Annotated in this window: 20 protein-coding genes, 2 tRNA genes and 1 pseudogene; 15 read left to right on the top strand and 8 right to left on the bottom strand. The window is 55.8% G+C overall.

The window, feature by feature from the left end; translation table 11 throughout:
• Nucleotides 1-118: 118 nt before the first annotated feature.
• Nucleotides 119-1129 (top strand): MBL fold metallo-hydrolase, encoded by a 1011-nt coding sequence (locus ACFSW5_RS01285; RefSeq protein ID WP_379268868.1) that lies wholly within the window; start codon nucleotides 119-121, stop codon nucleotides 1127-1129.
• Between the two features lie 63 nt (nucleotides 1130-1192).
• Here the strand turns inward: ACFSW5_RS01285 and ACFSW5_RS01280 are convergent, their stop codons facing one another.
• Nucleotides 1193-1732, bottom strand: coding sequence for a phosphatidylglycerophosphatase A family protein (locus tag ACFSW5_RS01280; RefSeq protein WP_379268866.1), 540 nt, complete (start codon nucleotides 1730-1732; stop codon nucleotides 1193-1195).
• A 137-nt stretch (nucleotides 1733-1869) separates the two neighbouring features.
• On the opposite strand from ACFSW5_RS01280, the gene ACFSW5_RS01275 reads away from it, so the two are divergent.
• From ACFSW5_RS01275 to rdgB, 3 genes are all read left to right on the top strand, one after another.
• Nucleotides 1870-2943 carry a GerMN domain-containing protein gene (locus ACFSW5_RS01275; protein WP_379268864.1) on the top strand — a complete coding sequence of 358 codons (1074 nt, stop codon included), beginning with the start codon at nucleotides 1870-1872 and terminating at the stop codon, nucleotides 2941-2943.
• 271 nt (nucleotides 2944-3214) lie between these two features.
• On the top strand, nucleotides 3215-3955 hold the full coding sequence (gene rph / locus ACFSW5_RS01270; RefSeq protein ID WP_379268862.1) for a ribonuclease PH: 741 nt from the start codon (nucleotides 3215-3217) through the stop codon (nucleotides 3953-3955).
• A 1-nt stretch (nucleotide 3956) separates the two neighbouring features.
• A complete protein-coding gene (gene rdgB, locus ACFSW5_RS01265; RefSeq protein ID WP_379268860.1) occupies nucleotides 3957-4595 on the top strand; it encodes an RdgB/HAM1 family non-canonical purine NTP pyrophosphatase in 639 nt (212 codons plus the stop codon).
• A gap of 80 nt (nucleotides 4596-4675) precedes the next feature.
• On the opposite strand, the gene asnB is transcribed toward rdgB, so the two are convergent.
• On the bottom strand, nucleotides 4676-6520 hold the full coding sequence (gene asnB / locus ACFSW5_RS01260) for an asparagine synthase (glutamine-hydrolyzing) (RefSeq protein WP_379268857.1): 1845 nt from the start codon (nucleotides 6518-6520) through the stop codon (nucleotides 4676-4678).
• Between the two features lie 160 nt (nucleotides 6521-6680).
• Here asnB and ACFSW5_RS01255 point away from each other — a divergent pair, with 160 nt between their 5' ends.
• Nucleotides 6681-7031, top strand: a complete 351-nt coding sequence (locus tag ACFSW5_RS01255; protein WP_379268855.1) for a hypothetical protein — start codon at nucleotides 6681-6683, stop codon at nucleotides 7029-7031.
• A 260-nt stretch (nucleotides 7032-7291) separates the two neighbouring features.
• Here ACFSW5_RS01255 and ACFSW5_RS01250 read toward each other — a convergent pair whose 3' ends face one another.
• The 6 genes from ACFSW5_RS01250 to ACFSW5_RS01225 all read right to left on the bottom strand — a co-directional run bounded on the left by ACFSW5_RS01250 (nucleotide 7292) and on the right by ACFSW5_RS01225 (nucleotide 10328).
• Complete coding sequence (locus ACFSW5_RS01250) at nucleotides 7292-7879, bottom strand: YcnI family copper-binding membrane protein (protein WP_379268853.1); 588 nt, start codon at nucleotides 7877-7879, stop codon at nucleotides 7292-7294.
• A gap of 123 nt (nucleotides 7880-8002) precedes the next feature.
• Nucleotides 8003-8755, bottom strand: coding sequence for a response regulator (locus ACFSW5_RS01245; protein ID WP_379268851.1), 753 nt, complete (start codon nucleotides 8753-8755; stop codon nucleotides 8003-8005).
• Nucleotides 8752-9621: a sensor histidine kinase gene (locus ACFSW5_RS01240; RefSeq protein WP_379268848.1), complete on the bottom strand. Its 870-nt coding sequence runs from the start codon at nucleotides 9619-9621 to the stop codon at nucleotides 8752-8754. The genes ACFSW5_RS01245 and ACFSW5_RS01240 overlap by 4 nt, the downstream gene beginning before the upstream one ends.
• 154 nt (nucleotides 9622-9775) lie before the next feature.
• Nucleotides 9776-9849, bottom strand: a tRNA-Arg gene (locus ACFSW5_RS01235).
• A 75-nt stretch (nucleotides 9850-9924) separates the two neighbouring features.
• Nucleotides 9925-10098, bottom strand: coding sequence for a YjfB family protein (locus ACFSW5_RS01230; protein ID WP_379268846.1), 174 nt, complete (start codon nucleotides 10096-10098; stop codon nucleotides 9925-9927).
• Nucleotides 10099-10254: 156 nt separating this feature from the next.
• A tRNA-Gly gene (locus ACFSW5_RS01225) sits at nucleotides 10255-10328 on the bottom strand.
• Nucleotides 10329-10549: 221 nt separating this feature from the next.
• Between ACFSW5_RS01225 and ACFSW5_RS01220 the strand changes: the two genes are divergently transcribed.
• The 10 genes and pseudogenes from ACFSW5_RS01220 (at nucleotide 10550) to ACFSW5_RS01175 (ending at nucleotide 22956) form a co-directional block, all read left to right on the top strand.
• Nucleotides 10550-11452, top strand: coding sequence for a hypothetical protein (locus ACFSW5_RS01220; RefSeq protein ID WP_379268844.1), 903 nt, complete (start codon nucleotides 10550-10552; stop codon nucleotides 11450-11452).
• An 87-nt stretch (nucleotides 11453-11539) separates the two neighbouring features.
• On the top strand, nucleotides 11540-12832 hold the full coding sequence (gene tig, locus ACFSW5_RS01215; protein ID WP_379268841.1) for a trigger factor: 1293 nt from the start codon (nucleotides 11540-11542) through the stop codon (nucleotides 12830-12832).
• A 354-nt stretch (nucleotides 12833-13186) separates the two neighbouring features.
• On the top strand, nucleotides 13187-13774 hold the full coding sequence (clpP, locus tag ACFSW5_RS01210; RefSeq protein WP_379268839.1) for an ATP-dependent Clp endopeptidase proteolytic subunit ClpP: 588 nt from the start codon (nucleotides 13187-13189) through the stop codon (nucleotides 13772-13774).
• Between the two features lie 24 nt (nucleotides 13775-13798).
• Entirely contained in the window at nucleotides 13799-15064 is a 1266-nt protein-coding gene (clpX, locus tag ACFSW5_RS01205) for an ATP-dependent protease ATP-binding subunit ClpX (protein WP_379268837.1), read from the top strand.
• A 98-nt stretch (nucleotides 15065-15162) separates the two neighbouring features.
• On the top strand, nucleotides 15163-16272 hold the full coding sequence (gene ispG / locus ACFSW5_RS01200) for a flavodoxin-dependent (E)-4-hydroxy-3-methylbut-2-enyl-diphosphate synthase (RefSeq protein ID WP_379268835.1): 1110 nt from the start codon (nucleotides 15163-15165) through the stop codon (nucleotides 16270-16272).
• A 353-nt stretch (nucleotides 16273-16625) separates the two neighbouring features.
• Nucleotides 16626-18332: an ATP-dependent protease LonB gene (gene lonB / locus ACFSW5_RS01195; RefSeq protein ID WP_379268832.1), complete on the top strand. Its 1707-nt coding sequence runs from the start codon at nucleotides 16626-16628 to the stop codon at nucleotides 18330-18332.
• Nucleotides 18333-18463: 131 nt separating this feature from the next.
• Nucleotides 18464-20830 carry an endopeptidase La gene (gene lon, locus ACFSW5_RS01190; RefSeq protein ID WP_379268830.1) on the top strand — a complete coding sequence of 789 codons (2367 nt, stop codon included), beginning with the start codon at nucleotides 18464-18466 and terminating at the stop codon, nucleotides 20828-20830.
• Nucleotides 20827-21441, top strand: coding sequence for a ribosome biogenesis GTP-binding protein YihA/YsxC (gene yihA, locus ACFSW5_RS01185; RefSeq protein ID WP_379268827.1), 615 nt, complete (start codon nucleotides 20827-20829; stop codon nucleotides 21439-21441). Before lon ends, yihA begins: the two co-directional genes overlap by 4 nt.
• A 168-nt stretch (nucleotides 21442-21609) precedes the next feature.
• Nucleotides 21610-22200 (top strand): non-ribosomal peptide synthetase module, encoded by a 591-nt coding sequence (locus ACFSW5_RS01180; protein WP_379268825.1) that lies wholly within the window; start codon nucleotides 21610-21612, stop codon nucleotides 22198-22200.
• Between the two features lie 91 nt (nucleotides 22201-22291).
• Nucleotides 22292-22956: pseudogene (locus ACFSW5_RS01175) on the top strand (YjgB family protein).
• Nucleotides 22957-23119: the final 163 nt, after the last annotated feature.

Here is a 23119-nt window from a genome sequence, read left to right as displayed (position 1 = left end):
GCCGTCACGGCATTCTCCGGCAGCCTTTTCCAGTAACTGCGTTATTTTGCGCGAATAAGCCGGAAATTATGCTTTCCGGTGCGGCTTGGAGTACAATACTTGCATAAGAAAGGCGGGGATGGATTTGGAAGACAGTCGAGAAATCGAGACAACCGAATGGGAGGGGGGATGGCTTCAGGTGAAAGTGCCGCTGCCGTTCTCGCTGAGGTGGGTGAACAGTTATGTGCTGCCCGAACCGGACGGCTATACCGTGATCGACCCGGGGCTGCGGACGGAGGAAGCGATAGCCGCCTGGGAGAGCGTCATGGAGCGCCGCCGGATTTCGTTTCATGATATCCGGAGGATCGTGCTTACTCACCAGCATCCCGATCACTACGGATTAGCCGGCTATTTTCAGCAACGTTCGGGCGCGCCGGTTTACATGACGAGGGAAGCATTCGCGTATACCCAGCGTTTATGGGGAGAAGAAGGCGCTTCAAGCGAGGAGTTATCGGCGCTGTTTCGGAAGCACGGCATGCCGGGCGAATTGGCGGACGCGATCGACCGCGATTTTGCTTCTTTTTATAAGCGGGTTACGCCGCATCCGGAAGTAACTTTTATAGAAGCCGGGGAGCGCATGAAATTCGGAGGGCTGGAATGGGAGCTGATCGGCGCAGGCGGCCATGCGCTGGGACAGGTGTTGTTTTATTCCCGCGAGAAGGAAGTTATCCTATGCGGCGATCAGGTCATGCCCCGCATTACGCCGAATGTCGGCGTCGTTCCCGGGGAAGACGACGATCCTCTTTCCACATTTTTGGACAGCTTGTCGGAGCTGGGGCGGCTGCGGGTGAAGCTGGCGTTCCCGGGCCATCGCGATCCGTTTGCGGGATTTGCGGAGAGGACGGAGGAGCTCCGGCTCCATCACGAACGCCGGCTTGCCGATATGCTGGAACAATTGACGCAGCCGAGGACCGGGTTCGAGCTATGCGAGTTGCATTTCGGCGAAAGGCTGCGGTCGAATCCGCACAATTTGCGTTTTGCGATGGCGGAAACGCTTGCCCATCTTTATTATTTGGAACGCCGCGGCCGGGCCGAGCGAGCGCTCTCGGGCGGCGGGGACATGATCTCCTATCGGAAATCCGGAGAGTAGGATAACGTAAAAAATCCCGTTTCACTGTATCCAGTGGGACGGGATTTTATTGTGTGAAATTCGTCAATCGATCGGCGCGTTCATGTTGGACTCGCGTTCCGCCTGCTTGCGGTGGGCGATGCGGCTGGCCGCCGAAGCGGCGACGGCGCCTACGATATCGTCAAGGAACGTATGGATTTCCTTGTCCGTTCGATCGTTCAGCTTTTCCAGAATGCCCGGCTTCACTTTGTCGATGTAGCCAAAGTTGGTAAAGCCGATGCTTCCGTATACATTGATGATCGAAAAGGCCAAAATTTCGTCGCAGCCGTATAAGCCTTCGTCGTTATAAATCATTTCTTGCAGCGGGGAAATCAGCTTGCCTTCCTCCGCCAGCACGTCGAGCTGGATGCCGGTGAGGACGGCGTTTTGCACTTCACGCTTCGATAAGACGGCGTTGACGCTGCCCAGGCATTCTTCAACCGATAAATCCGGGTAGTAATCCTTCTGCAGAAAGAATACGAGCTCGGCGATCGCCTCTCTCGTTACGCCGCGTTTGGCAAGCCATTCGTCGGTTGCCGCTTCGACTTTTTTGCTGTTTAAGCTGTACAGATGCTCGTCCGTCAAGCTTTTCGTACCCCCTTATCATTTTGTGGACAAATATGGTCTAACCGCGCAGCAGGGCTCGTATACATAGTACTACAAAAGAGGAGTTGTACAAAGCCGCCTCTGAAAGCAAATATCGAATGGGAGGAAAGGTCAATATGAACCAACTGCGCTGGATTCGCAGAGCCGCTATCGGAGGGATGCTCGTCATACCGCTCGTAACGGCCGGCTGCGGACTATTTACGGAGGAGACGAGCGCGATCGACCCGCCGCAAGACGTCGTATCGGAAAGCGACGCGCCGACGAATGCCGGTTCGCAGGTTGGCCAGCCCGATACGGCTCAAGAAGTGCAGGGCGAGCAAACCCGGTTAACCGTTTATTTGCAAAATGCCGACGGTTATCTGGCGCCCGTGTCGATCCCCGTCGCGCTTGGACAAGACGAACAAGCCGGCGAGAAGGCGCTGGCGCTGATGGTGGAAGACGGCGAATACGCGGCCGCCATTCCATCGGATTTCCGGGCTCTGCTGCCCAAAGGCACGCAAATCAATTCCTTTACGATCGACCCCGAGCAGAAGCTGGCCAAAGTCGATTTCTCGGAATCGTTCGTCTCGTATAACGCGCAGGACGAGCGTCCGATGGTCGAAGCGATCACATGGACGCTGACGGCGATGAGCGGCATCGAGCAGGTCGAGCTGTCCGTGCAAGGGGAGAAGCTGGCCGAGATGCCGGTAGACAGCTTCCCGCTAGACGAGCCCCTTACCCGATCCATCGGCATTAACCTGGAGACGGCAAGCGGCGTAACGTTGTCCCAGTCGACGCCGGTAACGCTTTACTTCTCTTCGCAAACGGCCGACAACGAGCAGTATTACGTTCCGGTTACCCGGCTCATACCGCGCACGGACGCTCCAGCCGAGGCCGCGATGGAGCAGCTTGTGTCCGGTCCGCTGAACGGATCCCCGCTCACCGCGGTCGTCACTCCGGACTTTCTCGTCAAAAACGTGGAAGTGAACGAAGGAGTCGCCACGGTCGATTTCGAGGATTCCGCTTACCAGGCCGGCGATCCGATCCCGCAAGAATTGCTGCAGGCCGTCATCCTGTCCGTCACGGAAAATACGGAGGCCAAGCAAGTGCAAATCCGGCTGAACGGCGATTCGAATATTGTGGACGAAAACAACAATTCCTATAACCAGCCGGTAGAGCGGCCGCATCACGTCAACGCCTTAAAATCATGACGCCGGCCGTCAGGAGAGGAGGGACTGGTACAGTCCCGCTCTCCTTTTTCTTTTTCCGGGGGGCTCCCCCAAAAGTAATCGGAATTGGCCGCAGAGCTTCGCGTCACTTTTGGGGGATTGGTTACGGGGGGTTCCCCCAAAAGTAATCGGAATTGGCCACAGAGCATCGCGTCACTTTTGGGGAGGATACGTTACGGGGCGAAAGATGCTTTTCGCGATGGACTTTGATAAAATAGGAACGATTGTATTGAAGATTCAGGAGGATATGGACATGAGAAATGACGGTCGGCAACCGAACCAGCTTCGGCCGGTAACGATAACGACAGGCGTTAACAAATATGCGGAAGGTTCGGTGCAGATCGAATTCGGCGACACGAAAGTAATATGCACCGCCAGCGTCGAAGAGCGCGTCCCGCCGTTTATGAAGGGGCAAGGCAAAGGCTGGGTAACGGCGGAATACTCGATGCTGCCGCGCGCGACCCACTCCCGCAACCAGCGGGAAGCGAACAAGGGCAAGCTGTCGGGGCGCACGATGGAAATCCAGCGTTTGATCGGCCGGGCCTTGCGTTCCGTCGTAGACTTGCAGGCGCTCGGCGAACGGACGATCACGCTGGACTGCGACGTCATTCAAGCGGACGGCGGCACGAGAACGACGTCCATTACCGGTTCGTTTATCGCCCTTGCGCTTGCCGTCAACAAAATTTCGCAAACGGCAAAGCTTGCGAAATTTCCGATAACCGACTTTCTAGCGTCGGTCAGCGTAGGCGTCATACATAATACTCCGGTGCTCGATCTGAATTACGAAGAAGATTCCAAGGCGAAGGTCGACATGAACGTCGTCATGACCGGCGGCGGCAAATTCGTCGAGGTGCAAGGAACGGGCGAAGAGGAGCCGTTCTCGCGCGAGGAGCTGAACGGGCTGCTGGCGCTGGCGGAAGCGGGCATCCAAGAGCTGATCGGCAAGCAGATCGAAGCGCTCGGCGACATCGCGGACCGGATCGGAGGGGAATAACATGGCGGGGCTGTCCGAAGGCGTTATTCTGATCGCAACGAAAAACAAGGGCAAAGTGCAGGAATTCGCCCATGCTTTCGGCAAGCTGGGCCGAACGGTGGCCAGCCTGAACGATTTTCCCGAACTGCCGGACATTCCGGAGTACGGGGTTACCTTTGCGGAAAATGCGCGGACGAAAGCGAAGACGGCAGGCGACGCCCTTGGCGTCATCGCCCTTGCCGACGACTCCGGGCTGCGCGTCGAGGCGCTTGGCGGAGCGCCGGGCGTGTATTCGGCCCGTTATGCCGGCGAAGGCGCAGCCGACAGCGACAACAACGCCAAGCTGCTGCGCGAGCTTAAGGCGCTGCCGCAAGCCGACGCGGCCGAGCCGCTGCCGGACGGCACCCGGCTTCTGAGCCGGGCGCAGTTCGTGTGCGCTTTGGCGCTGTACGATCCGGCAACGGGCCGTTACATCGAGTCGGAAGGCACGGTCGACGGATACATTGCCTCCAAGCCGCGCGGCAGCGGCGGCTTCGGATACGATCCGCTGTTTTGGCTGCCGCAGCTCGGCCGGTTCATGGCGGAGTTGTCCAAGGAGGAGAAACAAAGCATCAGCCATCGCGGGGCTGCGCTCGCGCGGCTGATGGAGCTTCTCGGATGACGGAGTGAGCATGTAAACGACGTTTGGCATCTATGCGGCAAAGGCGGATTTAGTGCATGTTTCCGCCCGATGCCGCATATTTATTTAATGACGACGCCGTATTTTTTGAGCCACAGATTCACTTGGTATAGATAAGCGAACAATTGCGGCCCGGACATCAGCTGGCCGAACCACGGAACGTTGCTGGCGGCCGAGTCGGATTCCGCAAGCTCCCTTACTTTCGCGACATTGATGAGCGGCAATAAAGGAGAAGAGGGATCGTTCAGCACGTCAAGCAGCAGTCCTTTAACGGCCGCCAAGTAATTCGGGTTATGAGTTTTCGGGTAGGGGCTTTTTTTGCGGGTCAGTACGTCTTCCGGCAATATGCCGCGCAGCGCCTTGCGCAAAATGCCTTTTTCCCGGTCCCCCGACGTTTTGATTTCCCAGGGGATATTCCATACATACTGCACAAGCCGGTGGTCGCAGAACGGCACCCGCACCTCGAGGCCCGCGGCCATGCTCATCCGGTCCTTGCGGTCGAGCAGCGTAGGCATAAAGCGGGTAATGTTGAGATAGGACATCTTCCGCATTTTGCGCTCGTTTTCCGTTTCGTTTCCGAGATACGGAACTTCGGCGACGGCATCCGCATAACGGTCTCCGATATATTCAAGCGGTTTAATCCAGTCCGCGATTTCTTCGTTCAGCAATCCGGCCCGCATCGGAGCGGCGAGCGACCAAGGGAAAGTGTCTGCGCCGAGCGCGTCTTCGCGGTGGAACCAAGGGTATCCGCCGAATACTTCGTCCGCCGCCTCGCCGGAGATGGCTACGGTGGCGCCTTTTTTAATTTCGCGGCAGAACAGGAGCAGCGAAGCGTCCACGTCCGCCATGCCGGGGAAATCCCGCGCGATCGTTGCGTCATGCAGCGCTCCGACAAGCTCGGGCGTATCGAATTGCACCGCGTGATGCACGGTTCCGAGATACGAGGTCATTCTTTCGATCCACGGCGCGTCCGAATTGGGCTGAAAGGCGTGCGCTTTGAAATGCTTGTCGTTATCGGTATAGTCTACCGAATAAGTATGGACCTCGCCTTGCCCCGTCCGTTCGTAGTAGCGTACCGCCAGCGTCGTCAGAGCGCTGGAATCCAATCCTCCGGACAGCAGCGTGCAGACGGGAACGTCCGACATCAATTGGCGCTCGACCGTATCGGCAAGCAGCTCGCGAACCTTGGCGGCCGTTTCGTCCACGTCGTCTTCGTGCGGCAATGCTTCCAGTTTCCAATAGGCGGATATCCGGTGGCCGTCGGCCGTTACGGTCATGCATTGACCGGGCTTCAGCTCCGCCAGATCCTTATATATGCCTTGGCCGGGCGTCCTGGCCGGACCGACGATAAAAATTTCGGCCAACCCTTCGGCGCCCACCTCCGCTTTAAACGACGGATGGGCCAAAATCGACTTCACCTCGGAACCGAACAAAAACATGCTTCCTTTTGTGCTGTAAAACAGAGGTTTGACGCCAAGCCGGTCGCGTGCCAGAAAGAGGTTTTGCCCGGCCGTATCCCAAATGGCGAAAGCGAAAATGCCGTTAAACCGCTCCACGCAGGAAGCCCCCCACTCGATATAGGCGACGAGCAGCACCTCGGTGTCGCAATTGGTCGTGAACCGGTGTCCTCTGTCCTGAAGCTCCTTCTTTAGCTCCGGAGCGTTGTAAAGCTCTCCGTTATAGACGATGACATACGTATTTTCGCCGGAGCGGCGAATCATGGGCTGCGCTCCGTTCTCGGGGTCCATGACGGACAAGCGGCGATGGCCGACCGCGCAATGCTCCGACATCCAGATGCCGGAGGCATCCGGTCCGCGCAATGCCAGCGTCTCCGTCATTTTTTCCAGCTTGCTGACTTCATGGCTCAGGTCGCTGTTCCAATCAATCCATCCGGTGATTCCACACATTTCTTCTCATTCCTCTCTCGCTTGCGGACCGCAAGTAGCGATAATAACCGTTATATGCGGCTGCTGGGCATAAATTGTCTGTCCGAATGGGATGCTATTGGGGAGATGTTTTGGAAATAGGACGTCGAAGTCATTTCTGCGTGGGAGCTGAATAATCTTTATGGCATACGATGAATATGACGATCGAGCCGGCGGGGCCGGCGACGGCAAAAAAACGTATTACGTTTCCGTCGGGGCCGGACAAGTGCTGGAAGATCCTCATGCGGCGGCTTACGAGCTTGTCATTCGGGCAACCGAAGAAGAGGTGTCCAAGCTGCAGGAGCTTTTCGGCGATTTGTCCAGCGTCGAAGAAGCGGAGGCAGGCCATTACGGCCTAAGCGTGTTCGATTCGAACGAGGATCGCGAGCTGAATAGCGGGTACGACGAAACGATCGCCCAAATTTACCGGCTGCTGTACGAATGCGGCACCGAAGAAACGAAGCGCCATATCGCTTCGATGAACTTGTTTTAACGGGAGGGGAGAGCATGAAGCAGTCCTCGTTTCGTTTTCCGTGGAAAGGGGGAGGGGCGTCCGCGGCGGGCAATCCGACGGCCGGAAGGTCCGCCGTAACGAACGGGACGCCGAAGCCGGCTGGAAGATTTCCCGTTGAGCCGCCTGACGTCGAAGCGGATATTTGGCAGGCAAAAAAACAGCGCGTCCGGAGCTCGAAAGCGGCTCGATTGACGCGCTGTTTTTTCGTATGCAGGTTTGCTCCTCGACACCTAAGCAGCTTAACCTTTGCGGCGGCGCGCCAAGGCGATAACAAGAGCTGCGGCGGATAGCGCAAGCGACGCGATCGACAGTCCGAGCGTCCAGCTCCGGGTGCCGCCGGCGGATTCCGCTTTGCCGGCCGGAGCGGCAACGGTCGTTACGGATGCCGGGAATTCGGCATTTTCGTCGGATGCCGCCCAGTCGATGACGGTGCCGTCGTCATACGTTTGGTGCGCTACCCACGTCAAGCTCGCCGCATCGTCGGCGACGCGGCCGGAAAGCTGGAAGTCCTGGAACTCCGTTTCGGCTAGTCCCGGGCCTTCCGCTTTCCAACTGACGGCGGTTATATGGCCTTCGGCGTCTTTTTTCAGCTCGTAGCTCCAGCCCGGAACCGGCTGGGTACGGGTAATTTTTACTTGCGCCGGAATATCGACCGTAACGCTTGTCGTATGCTTGTTTTTGCTTTCGCTCGGCACTCTTACGGTAAACACTTGATAGGCGCCTGCCTGAACCTCCTTCGGATTAACCGTTACGTGCGCGCTTGCCGCGTTCGCAAACAGCAGCAACGCCGCCGCGGCAAGGGCGATGGACCATACTCCCTTTTTCATCGAATCCGTCTCCGCCTTTCTTTCCGTTATGTATCTCTCATCGGTTTAACTATAAGGGGAGAAAGGCGGTTTGACATGACTCGAAAGGGCTACCCGCGCCGGGAGGCGTGCGAAAGCGGCGGCTTAGCCTTGGTGGCCGCCGAAAGGCGCGATGCCGTTTTCGACGGCGTAGCGGACGAGCTGAACGCGGTTTTGCAAATGTAGCTTTTGCAAAATGTTTTTCAGATGGTTTTTGACGGTATGCTCCGATAAACCGAGCTCTTCCGCGACCGCCCGGTTGGAGCGGCCCAGCGCGACCTGCTCCAATATTTCCTTCTCCCGGTTCGTCAGCGGCGTGACAAAGCTTTCCGTCCGGCTGTCGTTCGCCGCTTTCGCGGCCGGGGCGCCGTTGCCCGAGGAAGAAGATGCAGCGCCGTCCGCTGCGGAAACCGCGGCGAATTCCTTCAGAAGCCGGAACGCCAGCTCCTTCGATACGGGAGCTTCGTCGATCGAGACCGCCCTCAAATATTCAAGCCAGGCGGAGGGGGCCAAGTTTTTGAGCAAATAGCCCTGCGCGCCTCGCTTGATCGCCTCGAACAGATGCGAGATGTCGTCCGATACCGTGACCATGACGATGATGACGGACGGATAGAGCAGCTTGATGCGCTGCGTCGCTTCCAATCCTCCGACGCCCGGCATATGGATGTCCATCAGCACAAGGTCGGGCATGCGCTCGCCGATTTGGGCGATGGCGGCTTCTCCGCCGTCCGCTTCGCCGATAATTTCGAACGCGTCGTCCATGCTTAAAATATCCCGCATTCCTTCCCGTCCGTGCGGATGGTCGTCGACGATCAGCACTTTAACCGTTTGTTTGCTTCGGCTTCCGCTCAGCCTCATGTCGTTCGCCTCCTTGCGGCGATTTCGACCCGGGTCCCGGCATTCCCGCCGTTCTCGCCCGGAACGCTTGCCGGGCTTTCGATCCGGAACGTCCAGCCCATGGCTTCGGCCCTCTCCCGCATCATGCGGATGCCGTAGCGGCCGGCGGCATGCATCTGCTGGGGCCGCACGCCGCTGCCGTTGTCCGTCACGGAGCAGACAAACCCTCCGTTAACGGCATCGTGCCGGCAGGAGACCGCGAGCCGCTCCGCCTGCGCATGCTTCTGCGCGTTAAACATCGCTTCCCTGATAATGGCGAGAAGCTCCACCTTTTCCTTGCTGGACAGCAGGCCGCCCTCCATCTCGATATCGAGCTCCACTTGCATCGCGCCGCTTTCCTCCAGCTCCGCTGCTAGCCGGCCGACGGATTGGAGCAACGAATCGTCTTGGCAAGCGACCGGCGTCCGAAGATTGTCGATCAGCTGGCGGACATCCTCGTAAATGTGCTTTACCGTGCTTCGGATTTGTTCCGACGTCCGTTTGGCGTTCTCGGGCAAATCGGCGCGGTCAAGCAGATCCAGCTTGACGGAGAGCAAAAACAACGACTGCGATAGACCGTCGTGCAGCTCTCTCGCCAGCTGCTCCCTCTCCCGCAAAGACGCTGACCCAATCCGCTCGCGCTCCAGCGCCTGCCTCGTTTCCTCCAGAACGGCGAACAGCTTCCGGACAAGGGTCACCGTAACGGCAAGCACGATGACCGGCGCCAGCGCGTTGCCGGCTTCCATGGACAAATACGGCAGCAGCAGCGTATGGCGGATATATTCCCATACTCCTATCGTTATCGTAGGGATGATCAAGATTAGCCATTTGGTGGACCGGTATGTCATCGTCTTCAGCCTCCGCTATATAGAACTTCTGGAATCAATATAATGGACGGAGGGGGTTATGTCGACCGTTTCAAAAAGGAAAAAAAGCCCGAATCCCATGTATGGGATCCGGACTTTTTGAAGTTTTCTGCCTCGATATGTAGAATTCAGGGAACGTCCCAGGAGGGATTCGAACCCCCGACCGACGGCTTAGAAGGCCGTTGCTCTATCCTGCTGAGCTACTGGGACATGACTAAGATTATATCATGGGGATATTATGATTTGCAATATCTTTTTGAAGAAAAAAATGCGACCCCCGCAGGGTCACACTTTGATGTCCAGCTGACGCCCGATGTGAGGCTGTACGCTGGCCATCATTTGGGCCAAATTGTCGCCTTGCTGCTGCGCTTGCGTTTGGGCCATGTCCATCACGCGCAGGCTTACGGCCTGCATAAGCGCCGCTTGGCTGAAAGCGGACGACGTTGCGGCGATATCCATGCTCGAACCTCCTTTGGCTCTGGTTCAGGATTGCGGGGCGCTATTTATATATCGGCAGCGAGGACGTTTTTCGTTAATCGCATAGCCCAGCCGTTTCCGAGCTGCGGAAATCGGCATAAAAAAAACCACGCCCGCCGGCATGGCGAATTCGCGGTATGGAGCGGGTGAAGGGAATCGAACCCTCGCCTCAAGCTTGGGAAGCTGGCGTTCTACCATTGAACTACACCCGCAAAGGATATAATAATTATACACGTCCGCTTCATGCCGCGCAAGAAGCGCGGAAAACCGTTCGTCGCCGAAGGAATGAAGGCGGCCTGCAGTTTTTTCTTCTTCGCTTCCGTGTTATAATCGAACGCAAACCATATACAGGCGGATTTTGAGGTAAAAATAAGGCGGTGTTATCATTACGACAACGAACGACCGGCATGAGAAACGAACGGACAACGTTTATTTGTTTCCGAACATGCTCGACCAATATCAAATTCAGTTGACCAGGCTGCTCGAGTCGGAGCAATACGGCAGGGCGAAGGAGCTGCTGCGGTTTTTGCTGCAATGCCAAGGCGAGGACGAGCGGCATTACGAAGAGTGGACGAGTCTCCTTAATTGGCTCGAGATGGCATTCCCGGAAGCGGGAGACGGCGACGGCGCGGTCGCCGCTCCCGAGCAGGAAGATCCGGATGAAGAAGCGCTGATCCGCGAGCAATACTTGAACCCCAGGGAGCAGGACGAAGCTTACGTGCAGCAGGTTCTTTACATCATGAAAAACCATCCGATGCCGGACCAGCAGCTGCTCGCGCTCGAAAGATGCGTATACATACAAGCTCCGGCGATCGATGAGGAAATCGTCGAATGGTTGACCGGGGACCCCGCCATTCACCCGGTCGTCCAGTTCCACGCGCTGCAATGCCTTCGCAAAAGAGGGGCGAGCGGCAAAATCGAGCTCGAGCGGATGGGGGAGACCGCGGAGCTCGAAATCGAAAAAACGCCGCTCTCGATGGACGATTTTCCGGCTGCCGTCAGCCAAATTATCGAACGGGTGGAATCCGTTACCGAATCGGACGACCCGACGCTTCCGCATTTCGCCCGAGAGCTGTGGAAGCAGAGCATTCAGTTTTTGTACGGCACCACTTCCTTCGAATGGATGATCGGCGGCGACGAGGAATGGGTCGACTGCTACGCGGCGGCGCTGCACCACGTCCTTCTGCTTACCGTTTACGGCAAAGCGGACGACGACTTTATACGCGAGACCTACAGCATAACCGAACCGCTCCGGTTCCGGTACGAGCAGGCTTGCCGGACCTTGCGCCAGGTTGCGGCGCTGCAGCCGCCGGGCGGCAATGATTCCCAGCCTTGAAATGACGGAACGGTTTGTTTATAATGGAATGGTTTATGGAACGTGTAATTTATTGATACAGGCGTATTTTGGAGGGGAAAGCATAAAATGAAAGCAACTTGGGAAAAAATAGACACTAATCTCGTCTCGATCGACGTCGAGGTTGAAGCGGAGAAAGTGGCTGCCGCTTTGGATCAAGCGTTCAAGAAGGTCGTAAAGAAAGTCAACGTGCCGGGCTTCCGCAAAGGCAAAGTGCCTCGCGGCATTTTCGAATCCCGTTTTGGGGTTGAAGCTCTGTACCAAGACGCAATCGACATTATTTTGCCGGACGCTTATTCGGAAGCCGTAAAGGAAAACAAGCTTGAGCCTGTTGACCGCCCTGAGATCGACATCGAACAATTCGCGAAAGGCGAAACGTTCAAGTTCAAAGCGAAAGTAACCGTTAAGCCGGAAGTGAAGCTTGGCGATTACAAAGGCATCGAAGTTCCTGCGCTGAGCGACGAAGTGTCGGAGGAAGAAATCAATGCCGAGCTGGAGCGTCTGCAGCAGCGTCATGCCGAGCTGACGACGATCGACGAAGGCGAAGCGCAGAATACGGACATCGCCGTAATCGACTTCGAAGGCTTCGTGGACGGCGTTCCGTTCGAAGGCGGCAAAAGCGAGCGCTATTCCCTGGAGCTCGGTTCGGGCTCGTTCATCCCGGGCTTCGAAGATCAAGTTGTGGGCATGAACATCGGCGACTTCAAAGACGTGGAAGTAACGTTCCCGGAAAGCTACCATGTTGCCGAGCTTGCCGGCAAACCGGCCGTGTTCAAAGTGAAACTGCACGAAATCAAACGGAAAAACCTGCCTGCGCTGGACGACGAGTTCGCCAAGGACGTAAGCGAATTCGATACGCTTGACGAGTATAAGAAAGATCTGGCGGACAAGCTGAAAGAGCGCAAAGCGAAAGACAACGAAGCGGCTCGCGAAATGGCTGTCATCGAGAAAGCGGCGGAAGCTGCCGAAGTTGAAATCCCGAATGCGATGATCGAACGCGAGATCGACTTCATGGTCCGCGACTTCGAGAACCGTCTTCGCATGCAAGGCATGAACATGGAGCTGTACTACCAGTTCTCCGGTCAAAACGAGTCCGTGCTTCGCGACCAAATGCGTTCCGACGCGGAGAAACGCGTGCTGAACAACCTTGTTCTGGAAGCGATCGCGAGCGCCGAGAACATCGAAGTAACGGAAGAGGACGTAACGGCCGAGCTGGAAAAGCTTGCTCCTTCCTACAACCGTTCGGTTGAAGAAATCCGCGAGCTGTTTACGCGCAACGGCAGCATCGAAAGCTTGCGCGAAGACTTGAAGCTTCGCAAAACGATTCAATTCCTGGTCGACAACAGCAAAGTCGCCGCTTAACGGACCGGAATTTATCACAATTCCATACGCAACTTAACAGGCTAAAGGCACGTCAACGGTACGTGCCTTTAGTTTACCGCACCGGAACTCATCCTGGGACGGCGAAGCGTCCCGAGATTTCCGGCCGGCTGAAAAACCTCCGCGAAATGCGGTCAAGCTAACGCTACATACATATGGAACAATCGGATACATATCGCTTTAACGGTTTCGGGGATGGCCGGCCAACGGCCCATGTACATAACGCACCGCTCCTTTCGTATACTGTAATAAGCCGGGAAAAATGACATTGCGTCGCGCACATGATACAATGAGAAGAGTAACAAAAGTCATAAACCGAAAAGAGGTTGGTCGCAAATGAATCTGGTACCGATCGTAGTTGAACAAACGAACCGCGGTGAACGTTCTTACGATATTTACTCGCGATTGCTGAAGGATCGCATTATTTTCCTCGGCAGTGCCATCGACGACGACGTCGCAAACTCCATCATTGCTCAGCTGCTGTTCCTGGCGGCCGACGATCCGGAGAAGGACATTCATCTTTACATTAACTCCCCGGGCGGTTCCGTTACAGCCGGCATGGGAATCTATGATACAATGCAATACATCAAGCCGGACGTTTCGACCATTTGCGTCGGCATGGCGGCAAGCATGGGATCGATCTTGCTTACGGCCGGCGCTCCCGGCAAGCGTTTTGCGCTGCCGAACAGCGAAGTGATGATCCATCAGCCGCTTGGCGGGGTAAGGGGTCAAGCCACCGACATTAAGATTCATGCCGACTGGATTCTTAAGACGAAGCAGAAGCTGAATCAAATCTATGTAGACCGAACAGGCCAGCCTTACGAGAAAATCGAGCGGGATACCGACCGCGACTTCTTCATGAGCGCGGAAGAGGCTCTTGCTTACGGCCTGATCGACAAAGTCATTACATCTCCAGTAACATAAGATTGAGTTGAAAGGGTGATCCCGATGGGATTCAAATTTAATGACGAGAAAGGCCAATTGAAATGTTCGTTTTGCGGCAAATCCCAGGATCAGGTTCGCAAGCTTGTGGCCGGTCCCGGCGTTTATATATGCGACGAATGCATCGAACTATGCACGGAAATCGTCGAGGAGGAGCTCGGCCACGAGGAAGAGCTCGATCTGAAAGACATTCCGAAGCCTAAAGATATTCGCGCCATTCTTGATTCGTACGTTATCGGCCAAGACCAAGCGAAGAAATCGCTGGCTGTAGCCGTATACAACCATTACAAGCGGATCAATTCGCAAAACAAAGTCGAAGACGTCGAGCTGGCCAAGAGCAATATTTTGCTTATCGGTCCTACCGGTTCGGGCAAGACGCTGCTTGCTCAAACGATGGCCAAAATTTTGAACGTGCCGTTTGCGATCGCCGACGCCACTTCCTTGACGGAAGCCGGTTACGTGGGCGAAGACGTCGAGAACATCCTGCTGAAGCTGATTCAAGCAGCCGACTACGACGTCGAAAAAGCCGAACGCGGCATTATTTATATCGACGAGATCGACAAGGTTGCCCGCAAGTCGGAAAATCCGTCCATTACGCGCGACGTATCGGGCGAAGGCGTCCAGCAGGCGCTGCTCAAAATTTTGGAAGGAACGGTCGCTTCGGTGCCTCCGCAAGGCGGGCGCAAGCATCCGCACCAGGAGTTCATCCAAATCGATACGACGAACATCCTGTTCATTTGCGGCGGCGCGTTCGATGGTCTGGAGCAGCTCATCAAGCGCCGGATCGGCAAAAAGGTGATCGGTTTCCACACTTCCGGCGAAGCGCAAAAAGAAATGAAGCCGGGCGAATACCTGTCCATGGTATTGCCTGAAGATTTGCTGAAATTCGGCTTGATCCCTGAATTCGTTGGCCGTCTTCCGGTCATTTCGACGCTGGAGCCGCTTGACGAGGCGGCGCTCGTGCGGATTTTGTCCGAGCCGAAAAACGCTCTCGTGAAGCAATACCAGAAGATGCTGGAGATGGACAACGTGAAGCTCGACTTCGAGCCGGCCGCTCTCGACGCCATCGCCAAAGAAGCGATCAAGCGCAATACGGGCGCCCGCGGCTTGCGAGCGATCATCGAAAGCGTCATGCTCGAAGTGATGTACGAGGTGCCGTCGCGCGACGACATCAGCACTTGCGTCATTACGGAAAAAGCTATTCAAGAAAAAATCATGCCTGAACTGACTTCCAAAAAAGGCAGCGGCAAGAAAAAGGAAGAAAGCGCCTAAGCTGACGGCGCATTAACCGTCATCGAATCCACCCCGGATTCGCGGTCGAAAGCCGCCTATTCGGGGTGGACTTTGACGTTCATGGGAGAGATCGCTTTATGTATACACGTAAAGATACAATACCGGTTAAAGTCGGCAATTTGACGATTGGCGGAAGCGACGAGGTCATCATCCAAAGCATGTGCACGACGAAAACCGCCAACGTGGAAGCTACCGTTGCGGAGATTTTGCGTTTGGAGGAAGCTGGCTGTCAAATCGTCCGTGTTACGGTGAACAATAAGGAAGCGGCAGAAGCCATCAAAGAAATCAAGAAACGCATTCATATCCCGCTTGTCGCGGATATCCATTTCGATTACCGTTTGGCCCTGATGGCCATCGAGAACGGCATCGACAAGGTACGGATCAATCCGGGCAATATCGGCCGCCGCGAGAAAGTGGAAGCCGTCGTCAAAGCGTGCAAGGAGAAGGGCATTCCGATCCGCATCGGCGTCAACGCCGGTTCGCTGGAAAACCATCTGCTGGAGAAGTACGGTTATCCGACCCCGGAAGCGATGGTAGAAAGCGCGTTGTTCCATATCGGCATTCTCGAGGAGCTTGATTTCCACGATATTATCGTGTCGCTGAAAGCTTCCGACGTGCCGATGGCGATTGCCGCCTATTCGATGGCCGCGGAAAAAATCCGCTATCCGCTTCACCTTGGCATTACGGAGGCGGGAACGCTCCATTCGGGCACGATCAAAAGCTCGGCCGGCATCGGCGCTCTTCTCGCCATGGGCATCGGCAACACGCTCCGCATCAGCTTGAGCGCCGACCCGGTGGAGGAAGTGAAAGTGGCGCGCGAGCTGCTTAAGACGTTCGGCTTGATTTCCAACGCCGCGACGCTCGTATCTTGTCCGACCTGCGGCCGGCTTGATATCGATCTGTTCTCGATCGCTAATGAAGTGGAAGAATACATTTCGAAGATCAAGGTGCCGATTAAAGTATCGGTGCTTGGCTGCGCCGTTAACGGTCCGGGAGAAGCGCGCGAAGCGGACATCGGCATTGCTGGCGCGCGCGGCGAAGGCTTGCTGTTCCGCTACGGGGAAATGATTCGTAAAGTTCCGGAGGCCGAGCTGCTCAACGAGCTGAAGAAAGAAATCGACGAAATCGTTCGCGTCTACGAGGCGACCGGCGAAATACCGGGCCGCAAGCAGCACGCCCATAAATAAATTTGTTATTTCACGGCTGACCGGTTCTCCGGCTCGGCCGTTTTTTTGTTTTCCGGATGACTCCAGTAGAGCTTTGTCCGACAGGACAACGCGGGGCCAGCTCGCTTGATTGTCGAAGACGGCCGCGCGCAGGCACGCCGGTTGGGGTGTCCAGAGGGTGCAAACCCTTGGACCCCCCTCCTCAGGAGGGGGTGGGGGAGGCGCACCACAAAAAAAGGTGACCAAAGGGGATCCCCTTTGATTCCAGACGATTATTCCCTCTTCGAGAAGGCAATACTACCAAGTACACAGGTATGGAGCTTAGCCGTCTATTGGGACGGCTTTCGGAGTTGCCTTGAGAGGAGCGATGGTGCATGAACATTAGTGTCGTATTGATGTTGATTCAAGTTTTTTTTGCCGTAGTGATCGGGCTTTATTTCTGGAATCTGTTGCGGAACCAAAAAACGAACCGTTCCGCGGTGGACAGGGAGTCGCGCAAAGAGATGGATAAGCTGCGGAAGCTTCGTTCGGTCTCGCTGACCAAACCGCTTGCGGAAAAAACGAGGCCGCAAACGATGCAGGATATCGTCGGGCAGCGCGACGGCTTGCGGGCGCTTAAAGCGGCGCTATGCAGCGCGAACCCGCAGCATGTCATTATTTACGGCCCGCCCGGGGTCGGAAAGACGGCTGCGGCCCGGGTCGTATTGGAGGAAGCGAAGAAGAACCCTTCTTCCCCGTTTTTGGCGGACGCCAAATTTACGGAGATCGACGCGACGACGGCTCGCTTTGACGAACGCGGCATTGCCGACCCGCTGATCGGTTCCGTTCACGATCCGATTTACCAGGGAGCGGGGGCGATGGGCGTCGCGGGCATTCCGCAACCGAAGCCGGGCGCGGTGACGAAGGCGCACGGCGGCATTTTGTTTATCGACGAAATCGGAGAATTGCATCCGGTTCAAATGAATAAGCTTTTAAAAGTGTTGGAAGACCGCAAAGTGTTTCTGGAGAGCGCGTATTACAATTCGGAGGATTCCAATATTCCGACTTACATACATGATATTTTCCAGAACGGCTTGCCGGCCGACTTCCGTCTCGTCGGAGCGACGACCCGTTCGCCCCAGGAAATTCCGCCGGCGATCCGCTCCCGCTGCATGGAGGTGTATTTCCGTCCGCTGCTGGCCGAGGAAATCGCCGACATTGCCGAAAACGCCGTGAAAAAAATCGGTTTCGCCCCTTGTCCGGAAGCGATCGAAGTCGTTAAGCGGTATGCGACGAACGGACGCGAAGCGGTAAACGTCATTCAACTCGCGGCCGGCATCGCTTTGTCGGAGAAGCGGGACAGCATTACGGCGGCCGACGTGGAGTGGGTCGTCAACAGCAGCCAAATTCCTCCCCGTCCGGACCGGAAAGTACCGGCTGCGCCGCAAGTCGGCTTTGTGAACGGCTTGGCCGTTTACGGGCCGAATATGGGTACGCTGCTGGAAATCGAAGTGAGCGCCATCCCGGCGGTCAAAGGCCAAGGGCAATATACGATTACCGGAGTTGTCGACGAAGAGGAGCTTGGGGGCGGATCCAGAACGCTGCGCCGCAAAAGCATGGCGAGGGGTTCGGTTGAGAACGTGCTTACGGTGCTTCGCCGCTGCGGCCTTAATCCGTACGACTACGATCTTCACATTAACTTTCCCGGCGGAACGCCGATCGACGGCCCTTCCGCAGGGATAGCGATGGCGACGGCAATCGCATCGGCCGTTAAAGGCGAGCCGGTCGACAACAAGCTGGCCATGACGGGCGAGGTTGGCATCCACGGCAACGTCAAGCCGGTCGGCGGCGTGCTCGCCAAAGTAGAGGCGGCTTTGCAGGCCGGCGCAACACGCGTTATCGTGCCGCGCGAAAACTGGCAGGAAATTTTCGCCGATTTGCAAGGCATTCAAGTCATCCCGGTCGACCGGGTGGAAGAAGTGTTCGACCTTGTTTTCCCCGGAGAGCCGAAGGCTGCAAAAGAAACGCCTGCGGCGGCATCGCCGGACAGGTTTATCGCTTCGCCGGTCCCTTATTTGCAGGCTGATTCCACAGAATGCTAAAATAAGGAGACGCAAGCAGAAACGGCTTCGCCGTCTTGTCCGGGACGAATCGTTTCGCCGGGAAAGATAAGCCGATTTATAACGGGAACGTTGATAAATCTTATCTTTTTAACAATATGGGGGGTGCTGAAGTGGGACCAGGAAAATCAAGAGGGAAACGACTGCCCCTGCTTCCGCTTAGAGGGTTGATTGTGTATCCCAGCATGGTGCTCCACCTGGACGTAGGCCGGGATAAATCGATAAAAGCGCTTGAGCGAGCCATGATCGAGGAGCATCTGATTCTGTTGTGCTCGCAATCGGAAGTAAACATCGAAGAACCGACGCAGGACGATATTTATCGCATCGGGACAATCGCCCGCGTCCGCCAGATGCTCAAGCTTCCGAACGGGACGATCCGCGTATTGGTCGAAGGGGTTGTCCGGGCGGAAATTACGAGCTATCTGTCGAATGACGAATTCTATGAGGTTATGGTCAAGGAGCTGCCGGAGCCGGAGACGGACGATCCCGAAGTCGACGCGCTGATGCGGTCGGTGCTCGGACAATTCGAGCATTATATTTCGCTTTCCAAAAAAGTCACGCCCGAGACGCACGCCGCCGTGGCCGACATCGACGACCCCGGCCGTCTCGCGGATGTCATTACGAGCCACTTGTCGCTCAAAATAAAAGACAAGCAGGAAATATTGGAGACGGTTGACATCCGGCAAAGGCTGGAGAAGCTTCTGGACTTCTTGAACAACGAGCGCGAAGTGCTGGAGCTGGAGCGCAAAATCAACCAGCGCGTCAAGAAGCAGATGGAAAAGACGCAGAAGGAATATTATTTGCGCGAGCAGATGAAAGCGATCCAGAAGGAACTCGGCGAGAAGGAAGGAAGAGCCGGCGAGGTGGAGGAGCTGCGCGCTCAGCTTGCCGAATCCGGCGCGCCCGATGCCGTGAAGGAGAAGGCCGAGAAAGAAATCGACCGGCTGGAGAAGATGCCGTCCACTTCCGCGGAGGGCGGCGTCATTCGCACTTATATCGATTGGCTGTTATCGCTTCCTTGGAACAAGCAGACGGAAGATGACTTAAGTTTAAGCAAAGCCGAGGAAATATTGAACGACGACCATTACGGGCTCGAGAAGCCGAAGGAGAGAGTGCTCGAATATTTGGCGGTGCAGAAATTGGTGAAACAAATGAAAGGGCCGATTCTTTGCCTCGTCGGGCCGCCCGGCGTCGGCAAAACGTCGCTCGCCCGTTCGATCGCCAAATCGCTTGGCCGCAAATTCGTGCGCATCTCCTTGGGCGGCGTCCGCGACGAAGCGGAAATACGCGGACACCGCCGAACGTATGTCGGCGCCATGCCGGGCCGGATCATTCAAGGGATGAAGACGGCAGGGACGCTGAATCCGGTATTTCTGCTCGACGAAATCGACAAGATGGCCATGGATTTCCGCGGCGACCCGGCTTCCGCTTTGCTTGAGGTGCTGGACCCCGAGCAGAACAACACGTTCAGCGACCATTACATCGAGGCGCCGTTCGATTTGTCCAAGGTGATGTTCGTCACGACGGCCAATGCGGTGCACAACATCCCCCGTCCGCTTCTGGACCGGATGGAGATGCTTTATATTCCGGGGTATACGGAGCTGGAGAAACAGCAGATCGCGACCCGTTATCTGCTTCCGAAGCAGAAGCGGGAGCACGGCCTCGAGGAAGATCAGCTGCGCGTGGAAGAATCCGCTCTGCTTAAAGTCATCCGCGAGTATACGCGCGAAGCGGGGGTCCGCAACTTGGAGCAGCAGATCGCCGCGATATGCCGCAAAGCCGCCAAGACCATCGTCGCCGACGAGGGCGTGGAGCATAAAGCCGTCGACGTCGACGATGAGCGGCTGATCGAATGGCTCGGACCGCCGAAGTTCCGCTACAGCTTGGCCGAGCAAGAGGATCAGGTGGGCGCCGTTACCGGCCTTGCATGGACCGAAGTCGGCGGCGACACGCTGGTCATCGAGGTGACGGTCATGCCGGGCAGCGGCAAGCTGACCCTAACGGGCAAGCTGGGCGACGTCATGAAGGAATCGGCCCAGGCGGCCTTCAGCTATACGCGGTCCAAAGCGGAGGAACTGGGCATCGATCCGCAATTCCACGAGAAATACGACATTCATATTCATATTCCGGAAGGCGCAATTCCGAAGGACGGTCCTTCGGCCGGCATTACGATCGCAACGGCGCTAATATCCGCGCTGTCGGGTCGTTACGTATCGAAGGAAGTGGCGATGACCGGCGAAATTACGCTGCGCGGACGCGTTCTTCCGATCGGAGGCTTGAAGGAGAAGTCGCTCGCGGCCCATCGGGCGGGCATCCGGAAAGTGCTGCTCCCCAAAGACAACGAGCGGGATTTGAACGAAATACCGGACAGCGTACGGTCCGACATGACATTTATACCCGTCTCCCATATGGACGAAGTGCTGAAGCATGCCCTCGTCCTGCGAAATACGGAAGAGAAAGCAGGAACACCGATTTTATGAAAATAACACAGGCGAATTTTGTAATCAGCGCCGTCAAGCCGGAGCAGTATCCGGAGGACGCCTTGCCGGAGATTGCTCTGGCAGGGCGTTCCAATGTCGGCAAATCGTCGCTGATCAACCGAATGATCATGCGCAAAAATTTGGCCAGAACGAGCTCTCAGCCGGGAAAAACGCAGCAGTTGAACTACTATCGGGTTAACGATATGGTTTACTTCGTCGATTTTCCGGGATACGGTTATGCGAAAGTGTCCAAAAAACAGCGCGAGCAATTCGGGCAAATGATCGAAACGTATTTGCGTACCCGCGAGCCGCTGAAGCTGCAATTGCTGGTCATCGATTCGAGGCACGAGCCGACCGGGGACGACGTGCTGATGTACGGCTGGCTGAAGCATTACGGCATTCCGACTTGCATCGTATGCACGAAAGCCGATAAAATCCCGCGCAGCAAGTGGGATAAGCACGTTAAAGCGATTAAACAGAAGCTTGAAGCCGATCCGGCGGACCCGGTCGTCTTGTTCTCCTCGGAGACGGGCATGGGGCGCGATCAGCTTTGGGATGTTATTATGAACGCAATTTCGCATGAAAGAGAAAGCCAAGAGACTTCACTTTAAAAGCCGAGGATATTGCACAATACGCGGACTTCATCCGTAAATTTTCCGTTTTTTTCGAGAATTTGAGTAAAAATCGAAGCTGAAGCGTAGGAATCCGGTTCTCCGATCAAGTATAATAGAGGTAAGCTTTAAACCAATAGGTAAGTTCAAAGAATTGAGGAGATTTTTATGGCTCAGCGGCTAGCCACGGAGTATGTAAACGCCAAACTGCAGTTAACGCACGAAGAGATGGCCAACCTCGTCCGGATGTTCGAAGAACAGCAGCTTCACCTGCAAGTGAAGGTGTTTGAGAACGGGAATCAGGAGATGGTACTCGAAGACGTAGCAGGGAGGGAAGAGGTTAAGCTGGCGTTCGAACGTCAGCAGGACCGGTACGTATGCCAGGTTTCCTGCCGCCTAGTTCATCCGAAATTAACCAATGCCATGCGCAAAGCCGTCTCGGCTTTCCGCGGCGACGCAGTCGTTAATCGCATTTATGCCAATTTTACGATGATTTACCGATACGTTAACGGTTCGGTTTACCAGATCGTCGAAAGCACGGCCTCCGGCAAGCGCGTGGTGTTCCAATACCGGAACACGGTCATGCAGCTTGAAAATCTGTTCCGAAGCCGCGTTGTCGAACGCGAAATCGGCAGGGTGATGGACGCCATCAACGAGCTGCTGGACTTAAGGAACCAAACGAAGGACAGCGCCGAAAGAGCCGGAATCGACGGCCGGTTAGCCGAATTGTCGAAGCAATTGTTTGTGCTTGAAGCTTAAATAACCTCTAGACGGATTCGAAAGAAGAACCGCCCGACCGGCGGCTCTTCTTTTTTTGTGTATATTTTCCTTGTAACCTTCGGATACTTGTATGCGTCAAGTTTATCAAAGGAGAGTGAAGATCATGAACAACTATACGTCCGGCTGGACGATACGCCATTTGATCGGAATTTCCGTGTTGGCGGCTGCTATCGCTCTAGGGGGCTGCTCCGGAAACGATAACAAGGGCGGGACTGCCGATCCGACCGCCGTCCCGTCCGAGTCGCCCGCTTCAACTCCGTCTCCGGCCAATCCGTCGCAGGAGCCGACCCCGTCCCCAAGCGGGGAGGCGTCGGCGGAAAAGCCCGATATCGGCGAGCTCGTTCAGGAGGCCAAAGAAGGCAAAGTGCCGGGGTGCGATTACGCCGCGCATATTGCGCTTTACGACGAAATCGAAAAGGCGTGGGGCAAACCCGACCAAAACGAAACGGCGGGTAAAGGCATGTACGCCGTTTACGAGGACCGGGGCACAACAAAGGGATGATCGTATTCGACGTCCGTTCATACGCATCCGACTTGCAGACGCTCGGTTTGGACGATATTGAAGCGGCGCTCGGCAAAGCCGACGAACAAACGGCAAACGGCGGAGACGACATTTACGTTTATCAAGTGAACGATCAATATCAACTGAAATTCGTCATTCCGCAGGAATCGGGCAAAGTGGACCACATATCCGTTTACAGCCCGGAAGACGCCAAAAACAATATGGCCGGATAACGGCAGGCCGACGGTAGAAAACCGGCATGAACGTATAGCAAATTCAGGCGCGGCGGGCGATTTTGTTTATATATGCTTGTCCCCAAAAAAAACTATTGCATTTCTTCCCGATAGATGTTATTTTTAATCTCGTTGAAAACAAAGTGCTTCAAACATAATAGGA

This window comes from Paenibacillus thailandensis, assembly GCF_042685365.1.
Lineage (GTDB): Bacteria > Bacillota > Bacilli > Paenibacillales > Paenibacillaceae > Paenibacillus_AP > Paenibacillus_AP thailandensis.
Note: the sequence above shows the minus strand (reverse complement) of the source record. Positions and strands in the feature narration are given on the sequence as shown.

Coding starts and splice junctions, on each gene's coding strand:
- ACFSW5_RS01230 (WP_379268846.1), bottom strand. CDS start 10,098: ATGGATATCGCCGCAACGTCGTCCGCTTTCAGCCAAGCGGCGCTTATG.
- tig (WP_379268841.1), top strand. CDS start 11,540: ATGAAAGCAACTTGGGAAAAAATAGACACTAATCTCGTCTCGATCGAC.
- clpX (WP_379268837.1), top strand. CDS start 13,799: ATGGGATTCAAATTTAATGACGAGAAAGGCCAATTGAAATGTTCGTTT.
- yihA (WP_379268827.1), top strand. CDS start 20,827: ATGAAAATAACACAGGCGAATTTTGTAATCAGCGCCGTCAAGCCGGAG.
- ispG (WP_379268835.1), top strand. CDS start 15,163: ATGTATACACGTAAAGATACAATACCGGTTAAAGTCGGCAATTTGACG.
- ACFSW5_RS01285 (WP_379268868.1), top strand. CDS start 119: ATGGATTTGGAAGACAGTCGAGAAATCGAGACAACCGAATGGGAGGGG.
- lonB (WP_379268832.1), top strand. CDS start 16,626: ATGAACATTAGTGTCGTATTGATGTTGATTCAAGTTTTTTTTGCCGTA.
- ACFSW5_RS01180 (WP_379268825.1), top strand. CDS start 21,610: ATGGCTCAGCGGCTAGCCACGGAGTATGTAAACGCCAAACTGCAGTTA.
- ACFSW5_RS01275 (WP_379268864.1), top strand. CDS start 1,870: ATGAACCAACTGCGCTGGATTCGCAGAGCCGCTATCGGAGGGATGCTC.
- ACFSW5_RS01245 (WP_379268851.1), bottom strand. CDS start 8,755: ATGAGGCTGAGCGGAAGCCGAAGCAAACAAACGGTTAAAGTGCTGATC.
- rdgB (WP_379268860.1), top strand. CDS start 3,957: ATGGCGGGGCTGTCCGAAGGCGTTATTCTGATCGCAACGAAAAACAAG.
- clpP (WP_379268839.1), top strand. CDS start 13,187: ATGAATCTGGTACCGATCGTAGTTGAACAAACGAACCGCGGTGAACGT.
- asnB (WP_379268857.1), bottom strand. CDS start 6,520: ATGTGTGGAATCACCGGATGGATTGATTGGAACAGCGACCTGAGCCAT.
- ACFSW5_RS01255 (WP_379268855.1), top strand. CDS start 6,681: ATGGCATACGATGAATATGACGATCGAGCCGGCGGGGCCGGCGACGGC.
- rph (WP_379268862.1), top strand. CDS start 3,215: ATGAGAAATGACGGTCGGCAACCGAACCAGCTTCGGCCGGTAACGATA.
- ACFSW5_RS01250 (WP_379268853.1), bottom strand. CDS start 7,879: ATGAAAAAGGGAGTATGGTCCATCGCCCTTGCCGCGGCGGCGTTGCTG.
- ACFSW5_RS01240 (WP_379268848.1), bottom strand. CDS start 9,621: ATGACATACCGGTCCACCAAATGGCTAATCTTGATCATCCCTACGATA.